This window comes from Janthinobacterium sp. FT14W (assembly GCF_009208755.1).
Lineage (GTDB): Bacteria > Pseudomonadota > Gammaproteobacteria > Burkholderiales > Burkholderiaceae_D > Janthinobacterium > Janthinobacterium violaceinigrum.
The window spans coordinates 1-22790 of sequence record NZ_WFLL01000068.1; the positions used below are offsets into that span (position 1 = coordinate 1).

The window sequence follows — 22790 nt, forward strand, 5'->3', positions numbered from 1 at the left end:
CCCAGGCGGCACCAGCGGCAGCGCCGCCGGCGCCCCTGCACATCGTCGCGGCCGCCCTGCGCATGCCGGGCGGCGCCACGCCCGAGGAGCTGGCGACGGCCATGCAAGCGAGGCAGGCCCGCCCCGCGCTCGATACGGACCTGCTCAATGAAGACGGCTACCCTTTGCTGTGCGGCAAGGTCGCGGAAGTACAGGAAGACTTGCAGCAAGACACCCTGGCCGCCTGGCTGCGCCAGCATCCGCAGGAAGGGCTCGATGCGCAGCGCTTCCCCTTCAATCCCGAGGATGTGCGCGCGCTGGCCCTGGGCGGCGAAGTGCTCGTCGATCTGGCCTGCGAAGCCATGCGCCACCCGCAGCTGCCCGCATGCCTGACGGCGCCCGCCTCGGCCCGCGCCGCCATGGCGCTGCCCACGCTGCAATTGCACCTGCTGCTGCCCGCGGCGTGGAGCGCTGCCCAGTCGCAGGCGGGCAGCGCCTGGCTGCGCCAGCTGCTGCTGCAACAAGGCTGGCCGCCCGAAAAGCTGGCCGTGCCGACGCTGCCGCCCCTGCCCCAGCCAACGCCATTCGCACTGCTCGACCACATCGCCGCGCGCGCGGCGCTGGACGGGCAGCCCTGCCTGGCCATCGTGCTGGCCTGTAACTCCTACATCGGCGAGATGAGCGTGCACGACTGGGCCAGCAAGGGCCTGCTGTTCAGCGCGGCACAGGCCGATGGACTGATTCCCGGCGAAGGCGCGGCGGGCCTGCTGTTGGCGAACGCGGCCGAAGCGGCGCTGCTGGAAGCGCCGGCGCCCGTGCTGCTGCACCAGGGGGCCACGCAGGCACGCGACGCCGCCCGAGCGCGCAAGCACGGCGACCCGGCGTTGCTGGCCAGCCTCGCCGCGCAGGCGCTGGCTGCCGCCGCCGTACTCCCCGCCGACATCACGCTGGCAAGCGCCGATACGGAGCAGCGCCCGGGTCCCATGCTCGAACTGATGAATTGCGCCACGGCCCTGCTGCCTGAACTCGATCTCGGCACCCAGGTACTGAGCGTGGGGGCGGCGTGCGGCCATGCCGGCCCCGTCGCCGCCCTGGCGGCGCTGGCCCTCGCGCAGCACGCGGCGGCCAGCGCGCCCGGCCAGGTCCTATGTCTCAGCAATCTCGATCCACTGCACTGCGGCGCCATCGTCGTCGGCCCGCCCGCCGGCGACGGCAACGACGCCGGCTGACGCTGCCACCCTCCACCCACGCACATTAACGGCTTGCTCACTACACTATGATGCAACGATTTTGGCACCTCCTCACTTCCCGCTTCAGCCTGCTCATCCTGGGCAGCGCGGCGTTCGTCCTGCTGCTCCTGGTCTGCACCGTCATCTTCGAATGGCCCTACCCGCCCGTGCTGGCGTTCCTGGCCGTGGCGGCGCTGCTGGCTGCCATGACGTGGTGGCTGCGCCGCCGGCGGCGCCTGCGCGCTGGCGCCAGCTTCAGCAACATGCTGGAACAGCAGGCCAGCGGCGCCGCGCCAAAAGCGGGCGCCGTGCAGCGCGAGGAAACCGAGGCCATCCGCAAACGCATGCTGGAAGCCATCAGCACCATCAAGACTTCCCGGCTGGGCCAGTTGTCGGGCGACGCGGCCCTGTACGAATTGCCCTGGTATATGATCATCGGCAACCCCGCCGCCGGCAAAAGCACGGCGATCGCCAATTCCGGCCTGCAATTCCCCTTTGTCGACAGCAAGATCGTGCAAGGCCTGGGCGGCACCCGCAATTGCGACTGGTTCTTCACCACCGATGGCATCCTGCTCGACACGGCAGGCCGCTACTCCGTCAACGATGAAGACCGGGCCGAATGGTTCGGCTTTCTCGGCCTGCTGAAAAAGCACCGCAAGCGGGCGCCGGTCAACGGCATCATCATCGCCGTCAGCATCGCCGAACTGACGGGCAGCCGGCCCGAGTTCGCCATCGAACTGGCGAAAAACCTGCGCCAGCGCGTGCAGGAACTGACGGAAAAGCTGGAAGTCCACGCTCCCGTCTACGTGGTGTTCACCAAGGCCGACCTGATCACGGGCTTCACCGAATTCTTCCAGGATGCGGAACGCGGCGAGCGCGACAAGGTCTGGGGCGCCACCCTGCCCTACAGCGTGAGCAGCTCGAAACAGGACGTGCTGGAACAGTTCGACCAGCGCTTCGACGAGCTGTACGACGGACTGAAAGACCTCAGCCTGGCCAGCATGGCCCTGCTGGGCCGCGAGCGCATGCCGCCCGGCGTGTTCACGTTCCCCCTGGAATTCAGCTCCATCAAGGGGCCGCTGCGCACCTTCATCGCCACCCTGTTCGAGGAAAACCCGTTCCAGTTCAAGCCCGTGTTCCGCGGTTTCTATTTCACCAGCGCATTGCAGGAAGGCGTTTCCGTCTCCGCCTCGTCGGAACGGGTGGCGCAGCGCTTCGACCTCAAGCTGCAGCCGCAGGAACAGGCGGCGGTCCAGGACCAGCACGGCTACTTCCTGCTCAATCTGTTCCGCAAGGTCATCTTCGCCGACAAGGACCTGGTGGCCCAGTACGCCAGCCCCCGCAAGACGCGGCTGCGCTATGCCACCTTCTTTGCCGCCATCGCGCTGGCCGGCCTGACCCTGGGCGGCTGGAGCTGGTCCTACCTGGCCAACCGCCAGCTGGCGGCCAACGTGCAGGCCGACCTGGACCAGGCCATCAAGGTGCAGGACAAGCGCCTCGACCTGCATTCGCGCTTCGAAGCGCTGGAAATCCTGCAGGACCGCATCGAACAGCTGGAAGCCTACCGCAGCAAGCGCCCGCTGGCCCTCAGCCTGGGCCTGTACCAGGGCGACTTCCTCGAACGCAAGCTGCGCGAAGAATACTTTTCCGGCGTGCGTGTAGTCATGCTCAAGCCGGTGACGCAATCGCTGGAAGCGTTTTTATCGGAAGTCAATGCGGGCGCCGGGCGCCTGCAGCCGATGACGGCCGCGCTGCCGGCGCCTGCCGTGCCGGCCGTGGCGGCTCCTGCTGCCGCTGCAAGCGCTGCAGTCCCGGCCGCCGCCGCGGCGGCCACGCCGGCAGTTGCCGCGGCGCCAGCGCCCGCCGCGCCTGGCGTCCAGCAATTCAAGGATGCGGCGCCCGAAAGCGTGGAAGACGCCTACAACGGCTTGAAGACGTATCTGATGCTCAGCGACAAGTCGCGTGCCGAAGCCAGCCACCTGAACGACCAGCTGACGCGCTACTGGCGCGGCTGGCTCGACGCCAACCGGGGCAGCATGCCGCGCGAACAGATGATACGCAGCGCCGAGCGCATGATCTCGTTCTACCTGACACAGATCAATGACCCCTCGTGGCCGCAGATCGACCGCAAGCTGGCCCTCGTCGACCAGTCGCGCGACAGCCTGCGCCGCGTGGTGCGCGGCATGCCGGCGCGCGACCGCGTGTATGCCGACGTCAAGGCGCGCGCCGCCACGCGCTTCCCCTCGATGACGGTGGCCCGCATCGTTGGCGAGCAGGACAAGGAACTGGTGCTGGGCAGCTACGCCATCCCCGGCACGTTTACCCGCGACGCCTGGGAAAAATATATCCAGCAAGCGTTCCAGGAAGCGGCCAACCGCGAATTGCAAAGCGCGGACTGGGTGCTGAAAACGGCGTCGAAGGACGACCTGACCCTGGAAGGCAGCCCGGAACAGATCCAGAAAGCCCTCGTCGAGCTGTACAAGAACGACTATGCGAAGGAATGGCAGAAATTCCTCCAGGGCGTCAGCATCCGCGAATTGAACGGCTTCGACAACGCGGCGCAAGCCATGAACCGCCTGGGCGACCCGCAAGCGTCGCCCATCAACAAGCTGATCGAGACGGTGTACCAGGAAACCTCGTGGGACAATCCCTCGCTGCTGGGCCAGGGCTTGCAGCGGGCACAGCGCGGGATGATGGATTGGTTCAAGGAAACGGTGCTGCGCCAGAAACCGGCCGTGGCCGGCAGCCAGGCGGGCGGCGCCCTGCCCATGGGGCCCGTCGGCCGCGAATTTTCCGGCGTGGCCCGCCTCGTCGTCGCCAGGGACAAGGATGCCTCGCCGATGCGCGGCTACCTGGCCGCGCTGTCCAAGCTGCGCGTGCGCCTCAACCAGATCAAGAACCAGGGCGACACGGGACCGGGCGCCAAGCAGCTGATGCAGCAGACGCTGGACGGCAGCGGCTCGGAACTGGCCGACGCCCTGAAATACGTGGACGAGCAGATGCTGACGGGCATGAGCGATCCGCAAAAGCAGGCCATCCGGCCCCTGCTGGTGCGCCCGCTGATGCAGACCTTCGCCGTCATCGTCAAGCCCACCGAGACGGAAATCAACAAGGTCTGGCTGGCCCAGGTGCTCGAACCGTTCCAGAAAACCCTGGCGGCGAAGTATCCGTTCGCGCCCGATTCGCGCACCGAGGCGAGCAACGCCGATATCGGCCAGGTGTTCGGCCCGGAAGGCGCCATCGCCAAGTTCTTCAATACCGCCATCGGCCCCCTGGTGGTGCGCCGCGGCGACAGCATCAGCGCCAGGACGTGGGCGTCGATGGGCATCAGCCTGGCGCCACCCGTGGTGGCCAGCCTGCCCGGCTGGATCGCGCCGCTCAGCGCGAATGGCGTGGCGACGGCGGCCGGCGCCGCCGAAGCGCAGACCCGCTTCGACCTGCAGGCGCTGAGCGCGCCCGGCGCCGCCGAATACACGATCGAGATCGATGGCCAGGCGCTGCGCTGGCGCGGCCAGCCGCAGCCGTGGATACACATGGTCTGGCCCAATCCGCAGGGCGTGCCCGGTTCGCGCATCAGCGCCATCACGCCGGAAGGGCGCAACGTCGTGCTGCTCAATGAACCGGGCCATTTCGGCCTGAAGAAAATGATCGATTCGGCCAAGCGCACGCGCAAGGAAGGCGGCGTATTCGAACTGAGCTGGGAGAGCAGCGGCGTCACCGTGACGGCCAACCTGAAGATCGTCAACACGCCGGCACCGGCGGCGGCCCCCGCCGGCGGCCAGGGTTTCCGTGGACTGAAACTGCCGGAAACGGTGGTCAACAGCGTCCCGGAAGCGGGCGCCGCACTGGCTGGGAACACGCCATGAGCCGCCCGACGTCCACCGCGATCGGCTATTTCGGCAAGATCCCCAGCCGCGGCGACTTCGTCAAGAGCGGCGACAATCCCGCGCTGCTCAAGATGCTCGACGACTGGCTCGCCAACGCCATGGACCTGATGAGCGCAGACGCCCGCTGGAAGCTCACGTACGACGCGCTGGCGCCGCTGCATTTCGCCTTCATCGGCCCGCGCCGCGGACGCGCCATCGCCGGCCACATCGCCGCCAGCAGCGACGCCTCGTCGCGCCGCTTCCCGTTCCTGATGATGAGCGCAATGGAAGTGGGCAACCCGGCCGGCTTCGTGCCCACCAGTCCGCTGGTGCTGTCGCGCCTGTGGAACCGGCTCGATGCGCTCAGCGGCGGCATGCGCGGCGCCGAAGCCGCTGCCGCGCTGCAGGCCGCCGGCAGCGCCAGCGTCGAGCTGGACTTGCGCAGCAGCGCGTACGACGCCGCCTTCGACGACTTCCTCGACCTGCAGACGGTCGGCGCGCTCGATGCGCTGCTGGCGCCCACGGGCTTTGGCGGCTCCGTGCGGCAAGTGCTGCTGGCACTGGGCATGCTGCTGCAGCCCGTCATGGCCAGCAGTTCCAGCCGGCTGGAAAAAAGCCTGGAACTGCCGCTGCCGGACGACCCCCTGTACCGCAACCTGGTGGCGGCGTTCTGGATGCACCTGATCGCGCCGTTCCTGGCGCGCGCCGACTTCGAGCTGGCCCTGTTCATCACCCGCATCCGCGGACGCCACGCGCTGGTGCTGGGTTTTTGCGGCGCTTCGGCGCAGACGCTGCACGCCATCATGGAACCTCAGGCGGCGCTGGAACACCACATCGCCTTCGACGACCTGGCCTGGGTCGAGGAACACGTGGGCGGCGACTACGCGATCAAGAAGGTGTCAACCTACCTCGCGCAGGCGAACCTGTCACTCAAATCGGCGCACGACTCGTTCCGTGCCGCCTTCATCGGGACCTGACCATGCGCCACCTACGGATTACCTTCCTCGCCTGCCTGGCCCTTGCCGCACCCGCCGCCCGCGCCCAGGCGCCCGCCGCCCCGGCCACGCCGGTTCCTCCGGCCGCCATGCCCGCCATGCCCGCCGCCGCCACGCCGCAGCCTGGCCAGGTGCTGGCCAGCGGCACGGTGCCCGACGAGGCGTCGAAGGCCGCCGTGCTGGCCCGCCTGCGCGACCTGTATGGCGCCGACAAGGTGGTCGACCAGATCGCCGTCGGCCAGGTGGCGCTGCCGGCCAACTGGAACGCCTACGTGCAAAAGCTGCTGACGCCTGACCTGAAGCAGATCCGCCGCGGCCAGCTGACGATAGACGGCAGCGTGGTCAGCGTGCGCGGCGAAGTGGCCAACGAAGCGCAGCGGCAAAAGATCGCCAGCGATTTCGCCACCAGCCTCAATCCCACCTACACGGTCAACAATGGCTTGCGCGTCTCCGCCGCGGACCAGAATATCCTCGACAAAACGCTGGCCAACCGCACCATCGAATTCGAAAGCGGCAAGACCACGCTGACGCCGTCCGGCCGCGCCATCCTCGACGAAATGGGCGCGGCGCTGCAAAAGCTGGCGGGACGCAAGGTCGACATCATCGGCCACACGGACAACCAGGGACTGCGCGCCAGCAATCAGCACCTGAGCCAGGCGCGCGCCGAGGCGGTCAAGGCCTATCTGTCGTCCAAGGGCATCGATGGCGACTTGCTGAGCGCCTCGGGCCAGGGACCGGACCGGCCCATCGCCAGCAACGACAGCACCGATGGCCGCGCGCGCAACCGCCGCATCGAATTCCGCATGGTCCAGTAAGACCTGCCCGCCACCCGGCAAGCCATCCGCCACCTTTTTCGGGAATACCATGATTTCAGCCGACCAGCTCCTCCTTCCCATCAGCGCCGGCCAGCCGTGCGGCACCGACCTCTCCTTTTCCACCGACCTCGATGCGATCAGCCAGGCGCGCAAGTTCGACGATCCCTCGCTCGACCAGGGCGAATGGGTCACCGACCTGAAGGAGGCCGACTGGGCTTTCGTGCAGCGCCGCTGCGCCGCGCTGCTGGCTGAAAAAAGCAAGGATCTGCGGCTGGCCGCCTGGCTGGCCGAGGCCAGCGCCAAGCAAGACCATTTGCAGGGCCTGGGCCAGGGCTACCGCCTGCTGGCAGGCCTGTGCCGGCAATACTGGGATCTGGGACTGTATCCGCCAGCCGATGGCGGCGACCACGAGCAGCGTATCGGCAACCTGAGCTGGATTTTGGCCCGCACGCCCGCCCTGGTGCGCGCCATGCCCTTGACGGATAAGCAGTCCGGCGGCTGGTCCAGCATCGACTTCGACACGGCGCGCAAGCGGGCCGCCAGCAACCAGGATGGCGTCAACGGCGTGAAGCTGGCGGACATGGAAGCTGCGCGGCGCAACAACTCGGCGCAGTTCCGCGCCGCCTTCGCCGCCGACGCCCAGTTCTGCCTGGATGCACTGGCGGAACTGGAGCAAGCCGCCGATGCGCGGCTGGGCAAGGACAGTCCCGGCTTTTCGCAGGCGCGCGAAGCGCTGCAATCGATACAGCGCGCAGTGCCCCAGGTCGCCGTGCCCGCTCCCGCTGCGCTACCCGCCGCCGTAGTCACGGGCAGCGGCCACGCGCCTGGCGCCGCCACGCCGCCGCTGCCGCCCGCGGTGCCGGGCGAGATCCACAGCCGCGCCCAAGCCCTGGCGCAGCTGCGCCAGGTGGCGCTGTACTTCCGCCAGACGGAACCCCACAGCCCCGTTTCGTATTTCGCCGACAAGGCGGCCGACGCGGGCGAGCAGACGCTGCACGAATGGCTGCGCAGCGTGGTCAAGGACAGCGTCTCGCTGGCGCATATCGAGGAACTGCTGGGCGTGCAGCCGCCCGCCAGCCATTGAACGGCAGGCCGGGCCACCGCGCGGCGGCCCGGCGCGCCTGGCGGACCGCTATTTGATCGTATACTTGAACTGCCCCTGCTTGCTGGCGCTGACCTTGATCTTGCTGATCGCCAGTCCCTCGGCCATTTTCGCCAGCACGGATTCGGCAATTTCCGGCAGCAGGCTGCCGTTGAGGATATGGTCGACATTGCGTGCCCCCGAATCGACTTCGGTACAGCGCGCCAGCACGGCCTCCACCAGTGCCTCGTCATAGGTGAATTCGGCCTGGTGGTTGGCGCCCACGCGCGCGGCGATCTTGCGCAGCTTGAGGTCGATGATCCTGGCCAGCACATCGTCGCTGATCGGATAATAGGGAATCACCTTCAGGCGCCCCAGAAAGGCCGGCTTGAAGGCCTTCAGCAGCTGCGGGCGGATAGCCAGTTCCAGCTGCTCCGGCGTGGGCACGTCTTCCGGCGCCAGGTTCAGGCAAGCCTGCATCATGGTGGCCGACGCCACGTTCGAGGTGAGGATGATGATGGTGTTCTTGAAATCGATCTCGCGCCCCTCGGCATCGTCCATCACGCCCTTGTCGAACACCTGGAAGAACAGCTCCATGACATCGGGATGCGCCTTTTCCACCTCGTCGAGCAGCAGCACGCTGTATGGATTGCGGCGCACGGCCTCGGTGAGCACCCCGCCCTCGCCATAGCCGACATAGCCGGGCGGCGAGCCTTTCAGGCCGGAGACGCTGTGCGCTTCCTGGTATTCGCTCATGTTGATGGTGATGAGCTTGCGTTCGCCGCCATACAGCGCGTCGGCCAGCGCCAGCGCCGTTTCCGTCTTGCCGATGCCGGACGGGCCGACGAACAGGAATACGCCCTTGGGCTTGTCGGGATCGTCGAGGTTGGCGCGCGAGGTGCGCACGCGCTGCGCCACCGCCTCGATCGCATGGGACTGGCCCAGCACGCGCTCTTCCAGCAAATCCTTCAGCTTCAGCACGGTGCGGATTTCATCCTTGACCATCTTCCCGAGCGGGATGCCGGTCCAGCCGGCGACAATTTCCGCCACCACGTGGCCATCGACCTGTACCGGCACCATCGGCGTTTCGCCCTGCAATGCGCGCAATTCCTGCAACAGCGCCTGCAGGTCGCCGGCCTGGCTGGCATCGGGCGGCAGCGCGGGACTGGCCGCGCCCGCGTCTTCCAGCTCCTGGCGGGCCGCCCGGACCTTTTCACCCAGCGCCTTTTCCGTTTCCCAGCGCGCGGCCAGCGTCCCGTGTTCGCCGGCGGCGGCAGTGCGCGCCGCGCGCAGCGCCTTCAGGCGCGCCGCGTGGCTGGCGCCGCCGCTTTCCTCGCGCGCCAGGGCGGACGCTTCCGCATCGATGCGTTCCAGCTGGCGCGCCAGCTGGTCGAGCAGCGCCGGCGTGGCGCTCTGCCCCAGGGCCACCCTGGCGCAAGCCGTGTCGAGCACGCTGATCGCCTTGTCCGGCAGCTGGCGTCCCATGATGTAGCGGTGCGACAGGCGCACGGCTTCGCTGATCGCTTCATCGAAGATGCGCACGTTGAAATGCTTTTCCATCAGCGGCGCCATGCCGCGCAACATGGCGCACGCCAGTTCCTCGCTGGGTTCCTCGATCTTGACCACCTGGAAACGGCGCGCCAGCGCCGCATCCTTTTCAAAATATTTCTTGTATTCGCCCCAGGTGGTGGCGGCGATGGTGCGCAACTCGCCCCGCGCCAGCGCCGGTTTCAGCAGGTTGGCGGCGTCGTTCTGCCCGGCGCTGCCGCCCGCGCCTATCATCGTGTGCGCTTCGTCGATGAACAGGATGATCGCATGCGGGCTTTTGCTCACTTCGCCGATGACGTTCTTCAGCCGGTTCTCGAACTCGCCCTTGACGCTGGCGCCCGCCTGCAGCAGTCCCATGTCCAGCGTGTGGATTTCCACGCCCCGCAGGATGTCCGGCACGTCGCCCTGCACGATGCGCAGCGCCAGCCCTTCGACCACCGCCGTCTTGCCCACGCCCGCCTCGCCCGTCAGGATGGGGTTGTTCTGGCGCCGTCGCATCAGGATATCGATCGCCTGGCGGATTTCCAGGTCGCGCCCGATCACCGGGTCGACCTTGCCGTCGCGCGCGCGCGCCGTCAGGTTGACCGTGAACTGGTCCAGCGCCGGCGTCTTCGATGCCACCGCCCGGCCCTCCAGCTCCCCCACGGGATCGCCGCCCTCGCCGTCCTGCCCCGCGTCGCCCGCGGCCGTCCCGGCGCGTTCCTGCGAGCCATCGGTCAGCGTCTCCAGCTTGTGCTTGATCTCGTCAAGCTTGAACTGATGGAACAGGGCCGAGCCCCGGTACGCGAGCTGCGCCAGCTCCGGTTCCGTCAGCAGCGCCTGCAGCAGGTGCGCGCTGCGGATGCTCACCTGGTGGCCGGCCCGCAAGTCGAGCGAGGCGATCAGCCAGGCGTGTTCGAACAGCTTCGGCAGCCGCGGCGAAAACACGGGCGTGCGCGCATTGCCCGTCTGCAGCCGGGCCACCTCGGCCCGCAGATCCCCTTCCAGCGCGCCGATGTCGATGCCGTTGCGGCGCGCGATCAGCACGAAGTCGCTCTGCGGCTGCTCCAGCAAGGCCAGGAACACGTGCTCGAGATCGACCTCGTACTGTCCCAGGCCCACGCAGATACTGGCGGCGCGCGTGGCGGCAGTGCGACAGGTGTCATTCAGCTTGCTGATCAGCGTCTTCAGGTTGATGCTCATGGGGCGGCGGTCCTTGTATGGGGTTGAAAGGGAGGCGAAACCGGTACGCTGGCTCAGGCAAGCGTGTGCAATTCGTAGCGGACGTCGGCGCGGTCCTGCGCTTCGCCGCCCGTGATCAGAAAACTGTCCCAGCCCAGCCGGCCGCCGCCACGCGGCTCGTCCAGGCGCACGCCCTGCACGTCGCTGGCGCGCAGCACCAGCTGCACTTCGTACTCGAGACACAGGCTGGTGAACATGGCGAGCATTTTCTCCAGCGCCCGCGCGGCCGGGCCGCCGGGCAGGAAAGCGTCGAAATGGACGCGCGCCAGCGGGCCGATGGTCAGGCGCATGCGCAGGTCGCGCTGCCACACGCGCCCGCCCACCAGCGCGGTGGCGCCCAGCACGGCGTTGTTCGCGCCCAGGGTGCTTTGCTGCTCGCGCGGCACGTCGTACCAGCAGCCGATGAACTGGCTGACCGTCACGCTTTGGCCGAAATACTCGGACAGCACCTGGCCGATCATCACGGCGGACGGGGGCCGGTGGCGCATGGCGGCGGCAAAGAAGCCCACCGATTCGTCCAGCACGCCGTCGCCAGCCAGGCGGTCGCGCAGCGAGGCGTGGCCCAGGCCCGCCAGCGACAGCAGCAGCGGCAGGAACTGGTCCCTGCCATCGAGCTGGTACTTGAGCTCCAGCCGGTATTTGCGCCAGGCTTCGTAAAACAGGGCCAGGGCGCGGTTCGAAAACGTGTCGAGGAAGGCGCGCGGCCCCTCGTCCTTGGCGTCGAACTGCTGCCCGGCGATGCGTTCCGTGTAGTGCGCCGGCAGCGCGCCGGCGACGCCGAGAAACCCCATGAAGGCAGGCGTGATGCGCACATACTTGAGCTGCGCGCTGCGCAGCGCCGTGCCCAGCGTGCCGGCGTCCGTGGCCAGCCCGCGCGGCTCCGGCCCCAGCGATTCGATCTGGCTGGGGGCGAAATCGAGCGAGACGGAATTCTGGAAGCGCAGGAAATTGGCAACCGCGCCTTCATGCGCCATGCCATTGCGCCGCAGCCAGAGCTCCAGCAGCCGCACGGCCTGGAAGTACTGGAAGCGGTACGGTTGCGCAAACAGGCGCTCGATTACACTAGGCTCGAATCGCCGCTTCGTGGTTTGCATCGCAACAGCTCCTCTCCCGATTTCTTGGCCACCAGCACCAGTTGCGTGAAGCTGTTCGCATGCACGTACAGTCCCAGGAAACAATCGACGAGGTGGGCAAACGCATGGATGCCGCTGCCGACGAACGCTTCCTCGTCTATCGTCAGCCGCACTTCGATGCCGCGCACCAGGCAGGCGAAGGGGTTGCCGGGAAGCCAGGCATTGACGGCCTTGTGGACAATCGCCGTGAGGCCGCGGATCTGCCGCTGCGAAGTCGGCGAACGGGGCAAGTCATACAGGGCCAGCATTTCCTGGAAGGCGTCCAGGCCGCTGCCGGCCAGCGACAGGTGATTGAGCGACAGGTGCGAGATCAGGCGCCAGTGGGCGCCCCGGCCCCGCTCGAAACGGTACGATTCGGTGGGTTTGCGCAGCAGGCTGATGCTGCGCACGCTGGAGCCGCCCTCGAGAAACAGGTCGCCGCCGCGCAAGCCATAGGTCAGCTGCGCCGGCAAGTCGCGGTTGGTGCAGCTCAGCTCCAGGCTCAGGGTATCCGTTTCCACGGCGGCCGGATCGAAGTCGATGTCGACGATCGATATCTCCGTTTCGTAGCCGGGACTCTTGTGGGCGATGACCTCGTCGCGCCGCATCACCCAGTAGTGCCCTTCCCTGGCGGGCGTCTGGCCGTGGCGCAGCGAATAGAACGGCCGGAATTCGATCACCGATTCGCCTTGCGGCGTCTGCCGCACCAGCTTGACGGAATCGATGGCATGCACTTCGAACGCATAGGCGCGGCGCGCATCGGCCAGCACCGGATAGCAGGCCGCCGTATGCGTGATGCGTATCGGCTCGCCCCGCTGGCGGAACAGATTGACCACCGGCGTGCAGCCCAGCAGCAGGTTATGCGTCGACATGGTCCCCAGCAGGCGCGCCGTATTCGAATCCGTGCGCAAGCCGCTCAGCGCCAAATGCAGGGTGATGCGGCGGCATCCGGCCGGCAGCGCGGCGCACAGCGCGCCCAGGTCGATGTCGAAGAAATTGAATTTTTCGGGAAAGCAGAAATACTCGGTCAGCAGCCGGTACGCCGGATGCGAGCGGGCCGCAAACGGGATCAGCGCATCGTCTTCGGCGAAGCCGGCGCTGCTGACGGGAGTGGCGTCCAGCGCGATCCAGCGGCCGTTCTCGTCCGCTTCGGCGTAGGCCCGCACGGTGCGCATGAACAGCGCATCGCGCAGCGCCGCGCAAAACGAGGGCTGGCCGTCGATGAACACGCGCAGCGACTGCAGGCCCAGCTGGGCCAGCGAGAGCTGCTCCGCGCTCGACTCGATGCGCATGCTCACGCCCGAAGTGGCGTTCGACGGCAGCTGCGCCTGCTCCGGCGCGGCGATGATGGGGGAAAACGCCGCGTGCGTCAGCGCCAGCGGCGCCACGGTGACGGCATACGCCGTGCGGAAGGTGCAGGCCACGCCTTTCACGGGACGCGTCGTCAGTTCCGTGCCGCGGGCGATCTCGGTGGCGGCCGTCAGCTGCGCTGCGGCGGCCGCATAATCCATGCGCGCGATCGAACAGCTGGGAAAGGGCCGCAGATAATGCGGATACAGCACCTCGAACAGCGCTTCCGTGAATTCGGGATAGTCATCGTCGAGGCGCTTGGAAATGCGCGAATTGAGCAGCGCGAAGGACTGGATCATGCGTTCGATATGCGGGTCTTCGCATACTTCGCCGCCCATCAGCAGGCGGCCCGCGATCTTCGGGTAGCGTTCGGAGAATTCGCGCGAATAGCGGCGCAGGAAGCCCAGCTCCCGCTCGTAATACGGTAACAGTTCTTCCAAGGTCAGGCTCCCGTCTGCGCCGCGCGGCGCCCCTTGCTGATGGTGTAATGCAGGCTGGAAGGCTGCAGGATGGCGTCGAAATTGACGGGTTCATGTGCGGCATGCACCACCAGCAGCGCGCTGATGGCGAAATTGAGGCGGTTGATCGAGCCTTCCTGGATTTCCAGCGAGGCGCGCACATTGCGCAGGCGCGGCTCGTGGCGGGCGATGGCCTTCTCCAGGCACTGGCAGATATGCGCGCGGTCATCGGTGCTGGACAGGCTCAGTCCGGCGAAATCGTTCAAGCCATAGGTGATGATGGACTTGCCGCATTCGGGAAATTTTTTCAGCAGCGCCTCGGGCAGCACCGTGCGCGTGTTCAGCAGCGCCTCCAGGTCGCGCGCCACGGTATCCTTCAAATCCTCGAGCGAAAGGCGCGAGATGGTGCCGCTCGATGCGCCATGAACGGGCGTATCCATCAGGCGGTCGAACAGGCCCGGCGTAAAACCTTTCATAGGCATCCCGCATCAAAGGTAGGAAAGGCCCGTAACCCGCGGCCTGGACAGCCAGCGGCGGGCACGGCAGATATGCGCGCTGGCGCGCGCAGCACGGTCAGGCTGTCTTATTGGCCGACAAGTCCCAGCCGCCGGACGTATTGCCGCCCGAACCGCCGCCGACTTTTTGCTGCGTGTATTTCCACTTGACCTTGGAATACTTGAGCGACAAGTCTTCGCCGAGAATGTCGCCGGCAGCCACGGAAGGCGCCACGCTGCTGATCATCACATTCTCCAGTTCGATTTCAAAGTACTTGATGCGCTCGCCCTGGCCATCGGCGCGCAGAAACTCGAGCTTGGCCTTGGGAATGGTTTTGCCCGACGAGCAGGTCTGCAGCAACAGGGGGCTGGCCAGGTCGGCCATCTTGGCGATGACGATATCCTTGTGCTCCGTGCGTTCGGCCGTATGGCCGCCGCCCGTCGATGCCGTCGCCGACTTGGGTTGCAACACTTGCCACTGGACCGACTTGCATTCGATCCAATCCTTGTGGCTGTTATCCGTGGATTCGCCTTTGATGCCATCAATTTGCAAGTAAACGTCGATTGCCATGTTATTCCTTTCAATTGTATGAAGAAAAATGCATTACGATTTGGTCGACTGCGGAAGCTCCGCGACCAAACGGAGTGAAACGGATAATTCGTCAAGCTGGAAATGGGGACGCAGGAAGGACACGGCGCGGTACACGCCGGGCCGGCCCGGCACTTCGGCCACCTGCACGGAAGCCTCGCGCAACGGGAACTGGGCCTTCTGTTCCTGGCTGGCGTTATCGTCGAGCAGCACATACTGCGTCAGCCAGCGGTTCAGGAAATCCTCGACGTTGGCGGCGGCGGCAAAGCTGCCGATCTTGTCGCGCATCATGGCCTTCATGTAGTGGGCGATGCGCGAGACGGCAAAGATGTATTGCAGCTGGGCCGACAGCACCGCGTTCGCATTGGCCGAATCGGTATTGTATTTTTTCGCCTTCTGCGCCGACTGGGCGCCGAAGAACGCGGCGTAATCCGTGTTCTTGCAATGCACGAGCGAAATGAAGCCCAGGTCCGACAACTCCTTTTCGCGGCGGTCCGTGATGGCGATCTCGGCCGGGCATTTCAAGGCCACCTCGCCTTCGTCCGTCTTGAAGGTGTGCGTGGGCAAGTCTTCCACCAGCCCGCCGCCCTCCACGCCGCGGATGGCCGCGCACCAGCCGTAATCCTCGAAAGCGGCCGTCAGCTTGGTGCCGAACGCATAGGCGGCGTTGCACCACAGGTATTTCTGGTGGTCGGTGCCGTCCACGTCCTCGACGAAATTGAAGCCTTCGACGGTGGCGCCGTCGGCCGGATTGAATGGCAGGCGGCCCAGGAAACGGGGCAAGGTCAGGCCCACATAGCGGGCATCTTCCGATTCGCGCAGCGATTTCCACTTCGCGTATTCGACCGTATCGAAGACCTTGGCCAGGTCGCGCGGCTTGCCCAGGTCGCTGTAGCTTTCCAGGCCGAACAGTTCCGGCGAGGCGGCCGAGATGAACGGCGCGTGGGCGGCCGCGGCCACATGCGACATCTGCTCGATGAAATACATGTCTTCCGGCTGCCGGCTGAACTCGAAGTCGCCCAGCAGGGTGCCGAAGGGCGCGCCGCCAAACGTGCCGAATTCCTCTTCGTAGACCTTCTTGAACATGGTCGACTGGTCGAATTCCAGCGCGCTCTGGAAATCCTTGACCAGTTCGCGCTTGGTCGCGTTCATCATCTTGATCTTCAGGTTCGTGCCCGTCGACGTGTTCTTGACCAGGTAATGCAGGCCCGTCCAGCTGCTTTCCAGCTTCTGGAATTCGGGCGCATGCATGATGGCGCTCAGCTGCTGGGAAATCAGCCGGTCCAGCTCGGCCACGCGGGCGTCGATGGTTGCCGCCAGGTTGTTCGATACCACGACCGTGCCTTCCATGACCTGGCTGACCAGTTCGGAGATCAGGTCGCGCGCGCGCGCATGCTCGACGCTGGACTTGGCCACCTTGCTCTGCTCCACGATCTGGTCGAGCAAGTCGATCTCGGTGGCGGCGGAGGTGCTCAATGAGGGAGTCATCTGTGCGGACATATCAGTCTTTCCTGACGTGGGAGTGTTGTTCCAGCTGGGCCAGTTTCTCGGTGCTGTTGAGCACATCGTTGAGGATGTCTTCCAGCTTGTCGTTGCCGGCCAGCTTGTTGCGCAGGTCGGCCAGCTTGGTGCGCGCTTCGAGCAGCTTGCGCAGCGGCTCCACCTGTTCCACCACCGCCTCGGGGCGGAAGTCGCCCATGGAATGGAACTTGAGTTCGATGCCGAACTGGCCGCCAGCGTCGCTCAGCTCGTTGGGGACGCGGAAGGTCGCGCGCGGCTCGATGCCCTTGAGCACGGCATCGAAATTATCGCGGTCGATGTCGACGAACTTGCGGTCCTTCAGGCGCTTCTGTTCCAGCTCGGAATTGCCGCCGAAGTCGCCCACCACGCCCACCACGAAGGGCAGCTCCTTGTTTTCAATCGCGTCGCCGATCTCCACGTCGTACGTCATCTGCACGCGCGGCGGGCGGACCTTTTGCAGGCGCTTCTGGACACTATCTTTTTTAGACATCACATCCCCTTCGAAAAGAATCGGCAACATCGGCGATGCGCCTGTTGAACTGCGGCGTTTGGCGTATCACTGGCTCACTTGAGCGCATTGAATGGATTGGCGCTGCCCTCGTCGGCAGTGCGCTTGCCTGTCTGCTTGCGGGGCGGACGCGCCGGCGCCTTTTCCGGCGGCGGCACGAGGACGCTTTCGCCCAGGCTTTCGCGCAGCAGCTTGGCCAGGTCCTGCGATTCCGCGCGCAGGGGGCCGGACAGGTTGTTCTGGCGGCTCAGGTCGGCCAGCGCCCGCGTCGACAGGCGCAGCCCGCTGATGGCGATCACGCTGTTGGCCAGCTTGTCGGCCGGATCGCGCACCAGCACTTCCTGCGCATTGAGGATGGCTTCGCCATACTGGCCCGCCTCGTAGCGCGTCTGCGCCATGCGTACCCACGGCTGCTTGTCGGCCGGGAAAGCGGTGGCGGCCTGCTGCCACAGTCCCAGTGCCGCCTCGTTGCTGCCGCTGCTGGCCGCCTGCGCCGCCTTGGACATCATTTCCTCCATCGTGGGCGGCGCCGCCACCACTGGCGGCTTGGCCGGCGGCGTCGTGCCGCAGGCACTCAACGTCAGGGCACATGCAATTGCTGCGAGCAGCGAAACCGATCGTGTCATATGGTGCTTTCCCTCAAAAAAGAAGATGCGTTGACGGTCAAAATAAAGTTGCAATTTATAGTTGTTAATTGCTTATTTTTCGGAGCCTAACATGATTTGAATATTTATCGCGCTCAATAGAAAATACGCGAAAACTCACTATTCATGCGGCTTTCCGGGCTGCGTTCACTCTGGAAACGTACCGTACGCGCCCTTCCTCAAGATAGTGTTATGGTGCCGTCAATTGCGAAAAAAGCACCACGCTGTGCGCTGCAAACGGCGGACGATTTCAAGGAAAAAATACGGTAGCAGCATGCCGGCGCGGACGGGTCCAGCGATCCCCGCACCTCACTTGGTCAGGTAAAAGGGCAATCCATGAGCGTTGCAAACAAATTATTATGGGGCGAAGGCTTGTTCCTGCGGCCCCAGCATTTCCAGCAGCAGGACCAGTACCACGAACACCGGCTGCATGAAAGCGTCAAGGCGCTGCACCCGTATGCGTGGGGCGTGAGCCAGCTGCAGATAGACCGCGATGCGCTCGGCAACAACACCTTGCGCCTGCTGGAGCTGTCGCTGATCTTCCAGGATGGGGAAATCTACAATGCAGCCGGCGCCGACGAGCTGCCCGAGGCGATCGACCTGGGCAACCTGCCGCCATCGCAGCAATCGGTGACCTTTTACGCCGCCCTGCCCGCGTTCAAGCAATTCGGCGGCAACTTTGCCCCGGCCAGCCAGCCCAACAGCGCGGCGCGCTACGGCCAGGCCAATCTGAGCACGCCGGACCTGTACACCCAGGCCGCGCAGGCCGAACTGACCTACCTGAAAAAATCGCTGCGCCTGGTGGCCGAATCGGACCCGCGCGACTCCTACGTGAGCTTTCCCCTGCTGCGCCTGCGGCGCCTGTCGACGGGCGGCTTCGAGCAAGACCCCACCTTCGTGCCGCCCAGCCTGTCGATCCGCAGCGCGCCCCTGCTGTTCCTGCAGCTGCGCCGCCTGATCGACGCGCTGCAGGCCAAGGTGAATGCCCTGTATGGCCACCATCGCGAGCCCAGCAAGAGCGTGATCGAATTCCGCTCCGGCGACATGTCCTCGTTCTGGCTGCTGCATACGGCCAGCTCGGCGTTTGCCTCGCTCAGTCATTATTTTCACCATCCGGCCCTGCATCCGGAGCGCCTGTACGAGCAGCTGCTGGGCCTGGCAGGCGCGCTGATGACCTTTTCGAAGACCCATGCGCTGGCCGACCTGCCCGCGTACCGGCACGCCGATCCGGGGCCCCCGTTCGCGCAGCTGCACGCGATCATCCGCGAACTGCTCGACACGGTGATCTCGTCGAAATATTTTGCGATCGCGCTCAGCGAGACCAAGCCGTCCTACCATCACGGCAAGCTCGATTCGGAAAAAATCGACGCCAAGACGGCGTTTTACCTTGGCGTCTCGGCCGACATACCGGGCATGGAACTGGTCGACGTGGTGCCGCTGCGCTTCAAGGTGGGTGCACCCGACGACGTGGAAAAATTCGTGCTGTCCGCCTTGCCCGGCGTGCGCCTGCAGCATACGCCGCAGGTGCCGGCCGCCGTGCCCGTGCGCCCGGACACGTATTACTTCACCATCGAAGCCAAGGGCCAGATGTACGAGCGCATGCTGCAGGCGCAATCGGTCCTGATCTATGTGCCCTCCGGCATGCGCGACCTGAAGCTCGAACTGGTCGCCGTCACTTCCTGACATTGAAATGAAACGATGAACCTCTCCGCCCCCCCTTCCCTGATGTCCGGCAGCCAGGCCGCCTACTCGGCCAGCGTGCTGGCCGGCCCCGGTACGGAACACACCCTGATGGACCTGATGTACGACGGCTTTTACGCGCTGTTCATGCTGAAGAACGGCAGCGGCCCGCAGGACAATGCCGATTTCATCGCCAAGATGACGCACTTCCTGGAAGAATTCGGCCGCGGCGCGAAGAAACAGGGCGCCTCGGCCGACGACATCGACGCGGCCAAGTATGCGTTCTGCGCGGCCGTCGACGAAATCATCCTGCGCTCGCCCTACAGCATCCGCGACGAATGGGCGCGGCGTCCCTTGCAGCTGGTCCTGTTCGGCGACCAGCTGGCCGGCGAAAACTTCTTCATCCGCCTCGAAGCGCTGCGCGCGCGCGGCAGCGCCCACCTGCAGGCGCTGGAAGTGTTCCACATGTGTTTGCTGCTGGGTTTCCAGGGCCGCTACATCCTCGAAGGCCCGGAAAAATTCAATTACCTGACGGCCCGCCTGGGCGATGAAATCGCCCAGATGAAAGGCAAGAAGACGGGCTTCGCTCCGCATGCGGAGCGGCCCGACCAGATCATCCACAAGCTGCGCAACAATGTGCCCCTGTGGGTGCTGTGCTCCGTGTTCGCGCTGATCTGCGCGCTCGGCTACCTGGGCTTGCGCACCACGCTGGCGAAAAATACGGAAGAGCAGATGCACGCCTACCAGGATATCGTCAAACTGGCGCCCCGCGTGGCCAACCTGAGCATCACCTTGCCGTGATGAGCGACGCGCAAGCAGGCGGCCAGCCGCAGGGACAGTTCGGCACGGGCTTGAGCCAGCATGCCCGGCTGATCGGGCTGGCGACGGCCCAGCCTTCGGACCAGGCGCAATCGCTGATGGCGGAGCAGTTCGACGGCCGCGAAGCCGTCAACGAACTGTTCCGCTTCGATGTCGACGCCCTCAGCACGGCCGCGTCGCTCGACCTGGCGTCGTTCATCGGCGAGGAAATGACGCTCACTCTGCTGCAGCCCGACGGCAGCCAGCGCGCCTGGCACGGCCTGTGCACGGACTGCGCCTGGCTCGGCGCCGATGGCGGCGTGGCGCGCTACCGGCTGCGCCTGGAACCGGCGCTGGCCCTGCTGCGGCTGCGCCGCGACAGCTATATCTTCCAGGACAAGAATGCGCGCGACATCGTCGGCGAACTGCTGGCCGACTATCCGCAAGTGCGCCACCGCATCGACGTCAGCCAGCCGCTGGCCACGCGCGCCGTCTGGACGCAGTACCGCGAAAGCGACTTCGACTTCCTGGCGCGGGTGCTGGCCTTCGAAGGCTTGAACTGGCGCTTCGAGCATGAGCAGCCGGGCGGCGCGCAGGATGGCGGCGAAGGCCAGGGACAGTCCAGGCATACGCTGGTGATTTTCGACAGCAAGGCCAGCGCGCCCGACACGCCAGGCGGGGCCGAGCTGCGCTTTCACGGCGTGCGCGCCAGCGACAGCGATGACGCCATCGACAGCTTCGGCGCGCGCCGCCAGGTGCAGTCGAACGCCGTCGGCATCAGCAGCTGGGACCCGCAGCAAGTGACGGCGCCGGCCGCCGAACACGCCTCCAGCCTCGATGCGGGCACGCTGCCGCAACTGGCCGTATATGACGGCGCGGGCGAGCGGCGCCACGCCGACCGGGCCGCGGCCGATCCCCACGGCGCACGCATGCTGCAGGCGCTGGAGCTGGAAAACAAGCAATTTGACGGCGCCGGCGCGGTGCGCCGGCTGGCCGCCGGCCACGCCTTCCGCCTGCTGCAGCACGAACAGTATGCCGACGGCGCCAACCAGTTCAGCGTGCTGTGGGTGGAGCACCAGGCGCGCAACACGGCGGGGCCGGCCGGCGGCGGATTGACGGGCGCGCTGTCGCGCCTGGCCAAGGTGGCCAGCCTGGACGGCGTGGCCGACTGGATCGCCGGCCAGATCGAGGCGGGCACCTACCGCAACACCTTCGGCTGCGTGCGCAGCAGCGTGGCCATCGTGCCGCGCGCCACGGCCGAACGGGCGCCGGCCGTGGCGCTGGGACCGCAGACGGCCTTGGTGGTCGGCCTGGCCGACAGCGTGGCCACCACCGGCCGCGACCACCAGGTGCGCATCCAGTTTGCCTGGCAGCGCGGCGCGGCCGCCAATCCGGGCGGCCTGGCGCACAACACGGACCAGCAAGGCAACGCGCCGGGCAATGAAGCGTCCGGCACCTGGGTGCGCGTGGCCGAGGCGCTGGCCGGGCCGAACTGGGGTTCCCAGTTCACGCCCCGCATCGGCACGGAAGTGCTGGTCGACTTCATCGAGGGCGACATGGACCGCCCGCTCGTGGTGGCCCAGCTGTACACGGGCAGCGACGCGCCGCCGTACGCGGCCGGCGTCGACGCCAATGTCAACCACGCGGGCGTGCTGTCTGGCATTCACAGCAGCAACTTCGACGGCGCCGGCTACAACCAGTGGGTGCTCGACGATACGCCGGGCCAGCTGCGTACCCGGCTGGCCTCGAGCAGCGCCGCCACCGAACTCAATCTGGGCTACCTGGTCCAGCAAGGCGCCACATCCGCGCAACGGGGCGTCTACCGGGGCAGCGGCTTCGAATTGCGCACCGACGCCTGGGCCATGCTGCGCGCCGGGGAAGGCTTGCTGCTGTCGGCCACGGCGCGCGCGCGGCAAGGCAGCAGCGTCGCGTCGACCCAGCTCGACACCCGGGAAGCGCTGAACCTGCTGCGCGGCGCCAGTGAACTGAGCAAGGCGACGGCCGTGGCGGCGGGCCAGCAGCGTGCGCTGGTCAGCAAGGATGCCAACCAGGCGCAGCTGGACCTGGCGGGCCAGATCGACCCGCAGCAGGATGGCAAATACCAGGGCAGCGTGGGCGGCCACGAAGCCTTCAAGGCCGGCAACGGCGCCCGCGCGCCCGATGCCGCGCAGCCCGTGGAACGCTACGCCAAGCCGCTGGTGCTGATGGAAGGACCGAACAGCATCAACTGGGCCACGCCCGCCTCGACCGTGCTGTTCGCGGGCCAGCACCTGCATGCGACGGCGCAGACGGACCTGCACCTGGCAGCCGGCCATACCGTCGCTTCGGTGGCGGCCCATGCGGCTACCCTGTTCAGCCAGGATGGCGGCATCTCCGCCATCGCGGGCAACGGCCCCGTCTCGCTGCAAGCCCATACCGACCAGCTGGAGATCTTGGCCGACAAGTCCATCACGGTGATCTCGGTGAGCGACGTCATCGAGATCAAGGCCAACCAGAAGATCACCGTGCAGGCGGGCCAGTCGTCGATCACGCTCGAGGGCGGCGACATCACCTTCCAGTGCCCGGGCAACTTTACCGTCAAGGGCGGCCAGCATGTCTTCAACGGCGGCGCCAGCGCGGCCGCCGGCCTGCCGCCGCTGCCGGACAGCCGTTTGAAACTGTTCGACGAAGGCTTCGTGCTGAAAGACCGCGACACGGGCGAACTGATGCCGCGCCAGCCGTACCGCGTGAGACGCGCCGACGGCACGTACGAAACGGGCATGACGGACGACAAGGGCTTGACGCACGTGGTCGCCGCGGCCGCCGTCGAGGCGCTGGTGATCGAATTGCTGAAATCGCCGGGCCACGCGCCCGACGAGGCGGAGAGTCCCGCCCCCGCGCCGGCGCCGCCAGCGCCCGCGCA

Annotated in this window: 16 protein-coding genes; 8 read left to right on the forward strand and 8 right to left on the reverse strand. The window is 66.4% G+C overall.

Annotated features, from left to right (window positions below; genetic code table 11):
• From GCN74_RS29005 to tssA, 5 genes are all read left to right on the forward strand, one after another.
• Positions 1-1208, forward strand: a 1208-nt coding sequence (locus GCN74_RS29005; RefSeq protein WP_193317279.1) for a hypothetical protein, incomplete at its 5' end; no start/stop codon positions are given.
• A gap of 50 nt (positions 1209-1258) precedes the next feature.
• Positions 1259-5074 carry a type VI secretion system membrane subunit TssM gene (gene tssM / locus GCN74_RS26470; protein WP_152259434.1) on the forward strand — a complete coding sequence of 1272 codons (3816 nt, stop codon included), beginning with the start codon at positions 1259-1261 and terminating at the stop codon, positions 5072-5074.
• On the forward strand, positions 5071-6051 hold the full coding sequence (gene tagF / locus GCN74_RS26475; protein ID WP_152259421.1) for a type VI secretion system-associated protein TagF: 981 nt from the start codon (positions 5071-5073) through the stop codon (positions 6049-6051). Before tssM ends, tagF begins: the two co-directional genes overlap by 4 nt.
• Before the next feature lie 2 nt (positions 6052-6053).
• Positions 6054-6884 (forward strand): OmpA family protein, encoded by an 831-nt coding sequence (locus tag GCN74_RS26480; RefSeq protein WP_152259422.1) that lies wholly within the window; start codon positions 6054-6056, stop codon positions 6882-6884.
• A 49-nt stretch (positions 6885-6933) separates the two neighbouring features.
• Positions 6934-7968, forward strand: a complete 1035-nt coding sequence (gene tssA, locus GCN74_RS26485; protein ID WP_152259423.1) for a type VI secretion system protein TssA — start codon at positions 6934-6936, stop codon at positions 7966-7968.
• A gap of 48 nt (positions 7969-8016) precedes the next feature.
• On the opposite strand, the gene tssH is transcribed toward tssA, so the two are convergent.
• The 8 genes from tssH to GCN74_RS26525 form a co-directional block, all read right to left on the reverse strand.
• A complete protein-coding gene (gene tssH / locus GCN74_RS26490; protein WP_152259424.1) occupies positions 8017-10695 on the reverse strand; it encodes a type VI secretion system ATPase TssH in 2679 nt (892 codons plus the stop codon).
• A 53-nt stretch (positions 10696-10748) separates the two neighbouring features.
• Positions 10749-11828 (reverse strand): type VI secretion system baseplate subunit TssG, encoded by a 1080-nt coding sequence (tssG, locus tag GCN74_RS26495; RefSeq protein WP_152259425.1) that lies wholly within the window; start codon positions 11826-11828, stop codon positions 10749-10751.
• The gene (gene tssF, locus GCN74_RS26500) at positions 11792-13636 is read right to left on the reverse strand and encodes a type VI secretion system baseplate subunit TssF (protein WP_152259426.1); all 1845 of its coding nucleotides are present in this window, start codon (positions 13634-13636) and stop codon (positions 11792-11794) included. The genes tssG and tssF overlap by 37 nt, the downstream gene beginning before the upstream one ends.
• Positions 13637-13638: 2 nt before the next feature.
• Positions 13639-14130: a type VI secretion system baseplate subunit TssE gene (tssE, locus tag GCN74_RS26505; protein ID WP_152259427.1), complete on the reverse strand. Its 492-nt coding sequence runs from the start codon at positions 14128-14130 to the stop codon at positions 13639-13641.
• Between the two features lie 97 nt (positions 14131-14227).
• Positions 14228-14719 (reverse strand): Hcp family type VI secretion system effector, encoded by a 492-nt coding sequence (locus tag GCN74_RS26510; RefSeq protein ID WP_152259428.1) that lies wholly within the window; start codon positions 14717-14719, stop codon positions 14228-14230.
• Between the two features lie 33 nt (positions 14720-14752).
• Complete coding sequence (gene tssC / locus GCN74_RS26515) at positions 14753-16237, reverse strand: type VI secretion system contractile sheath large subunit (protein WP_152259429.1); 1485 nt, start codon at positions 16235-16237, stop codon at positions 14753-14755.
• Between the two features lies 1 nt (position 16238).
• A complete protein-coding gene (gene tssB / locus GCN74_RS26520) occupies positions 16239-16748 on the reverse strand; it encodes a type VI secretion system contractile sheath small subunit (protein ID WP_152259430.1) in 510 nt (169 codons plus the stop codon).
• 74 nt (positions 16749-16822) lie between these two features.
• A complete protein-coding gene (locus GCN74_RS26525; RefSeq protein WP_226939244.1) occupies positions 16823-17392 on the reverse strand; it encodes a hypothetical protein in 570 nt (189 codons plus the stop codon).
• Positions 17393-17746: 354 nt separating this feature from the next.
• On the opposite strand from GCN74_RS26525, the gene tssK reads away from it, so the two are divergent.
• The 3 genes from tssK to GCN74_RS26540 all read left to right on the forward strand — a co-directional run.
• Positions 17747-19093 (forward strand): type VI secretion system baseplate subunit TssK, encoded by a 1347-nt coding sequence (gene tssK, locus GCN74_RS26530; RefSeq protein ID WP_152259431.1) that lies wholly within the window; start codon positions 17747-17749, stop codon positions 19091-19093.
• A 15-nt stretch (positions 19094-19108) separates the two neighbouring features.
• Positions 19109-19891: a type IVB secretion system protein IcmH/DotU gene (gene icmH, locus GCN74_RS26535; RefSeq protein ID WP_152259432.1), complete on the forward strand. Its 783-nt coding sequence runs from the start codon at positions 19109-19111 to the stop codon at positions 19889-19891.
• The coding region (locus GCN74_RS26540) for a type VI secretion system Vgr family protein (protein ID WP_152259433.1) at positions 19891-22790 on the forward strand (2900 nt) is incomplete at its 3' end. The genes icmH and GCN74_RS26540, both read left to right, overlap by 1 nt.

Bases quoted from the DNA above. Each gene is read 5' to 3' on its own strand.
- tssK (WP_152259431.1), top strand. From the start codon at position 17,747: ATGAGCGTTGCAAACAAATTATTATGGGGCGAAGGCTTGTTCCTGCGG.
- tssB (WP_152259430.1), bottom strand. From the start codon at position 16,748: ATGTCTAAAAAAGATAGTGTCCAGAAGCGCCTGCAAAAGGTCCGCCCG.
- tssH (WP_152259424.1), bottom strand. From the start codon at position 10,695: ATGAGCATCAACCTGAAGACGCTGATCAGCAAGCTGAATGACACCTGT.
- tssM (WP_152259434.1), top strand. From the start codon at position 1,259: ATGCAACGATTTTGGCACCTCCTCACTTCCCGCTTCAGCCTGCTCATC.
- GCN74_RS26510 (WP_152259428.1), bottom strand. From the start codon at position 14,719: ATGGCAATCGACGTTTACTTGCAAATTGATGGCATCAAAGGCGAATCC.
- GCN74_RS26525 (WP_226939244.1), bottom strand. From the start codon at position 17,392: ATGACACGATCGGTTTCGCTGCTCGCAGCAATTGCATGTGCCCTGACG.
- tssA (WP_152259423.1), top strand. From the start codon at position 6,934: ATGATTTCAGCCGACCAGCTCCTCCTTCCCATCAGCGCCGGCCAGCCG.
- tagF (WP_152259421.1), top strand. From the start codon at position 5,071: ATGAGCCGCCCGACGTCCACCGCGATCGGCTATTTCGGCAAGATCCCC.
- tssC (WP_152259429.1), bottom strand. From the start codon at position 16,237: ATGTCCGCACAGATGACTCCCTCATTGAGCACCTCCGCCGCCACCGAG.
- tssG (WP_152259425.1), bottom strand. From the start codon at position 11,828: ATGCAAACCACGAAGCGGCGATTCGAGCCTAGTGTAATCGAGCGCCTG.
- icmH (WP_152259432.1), top strand. From the start codon at position 19,109: ATGAACCTCTCCGCCCCCCCTTCCCTGATGTCCGGCAGCCAGGCCGCC.
- tssE (WP_152259427.1), bottom strand. From the start codon at position 14,130: ATGAAAGGTTTTACGCCGGGCCTGTTCGACCGCCTGATGGATACGCCC.
- GCN74_RS26480 (WP_152259422.1), top strand. From the start codon at position 6,054: ATGCGCCACCTACGGATTACCTTCCTCGCCTGCCTGGCCCTTGCCGCA.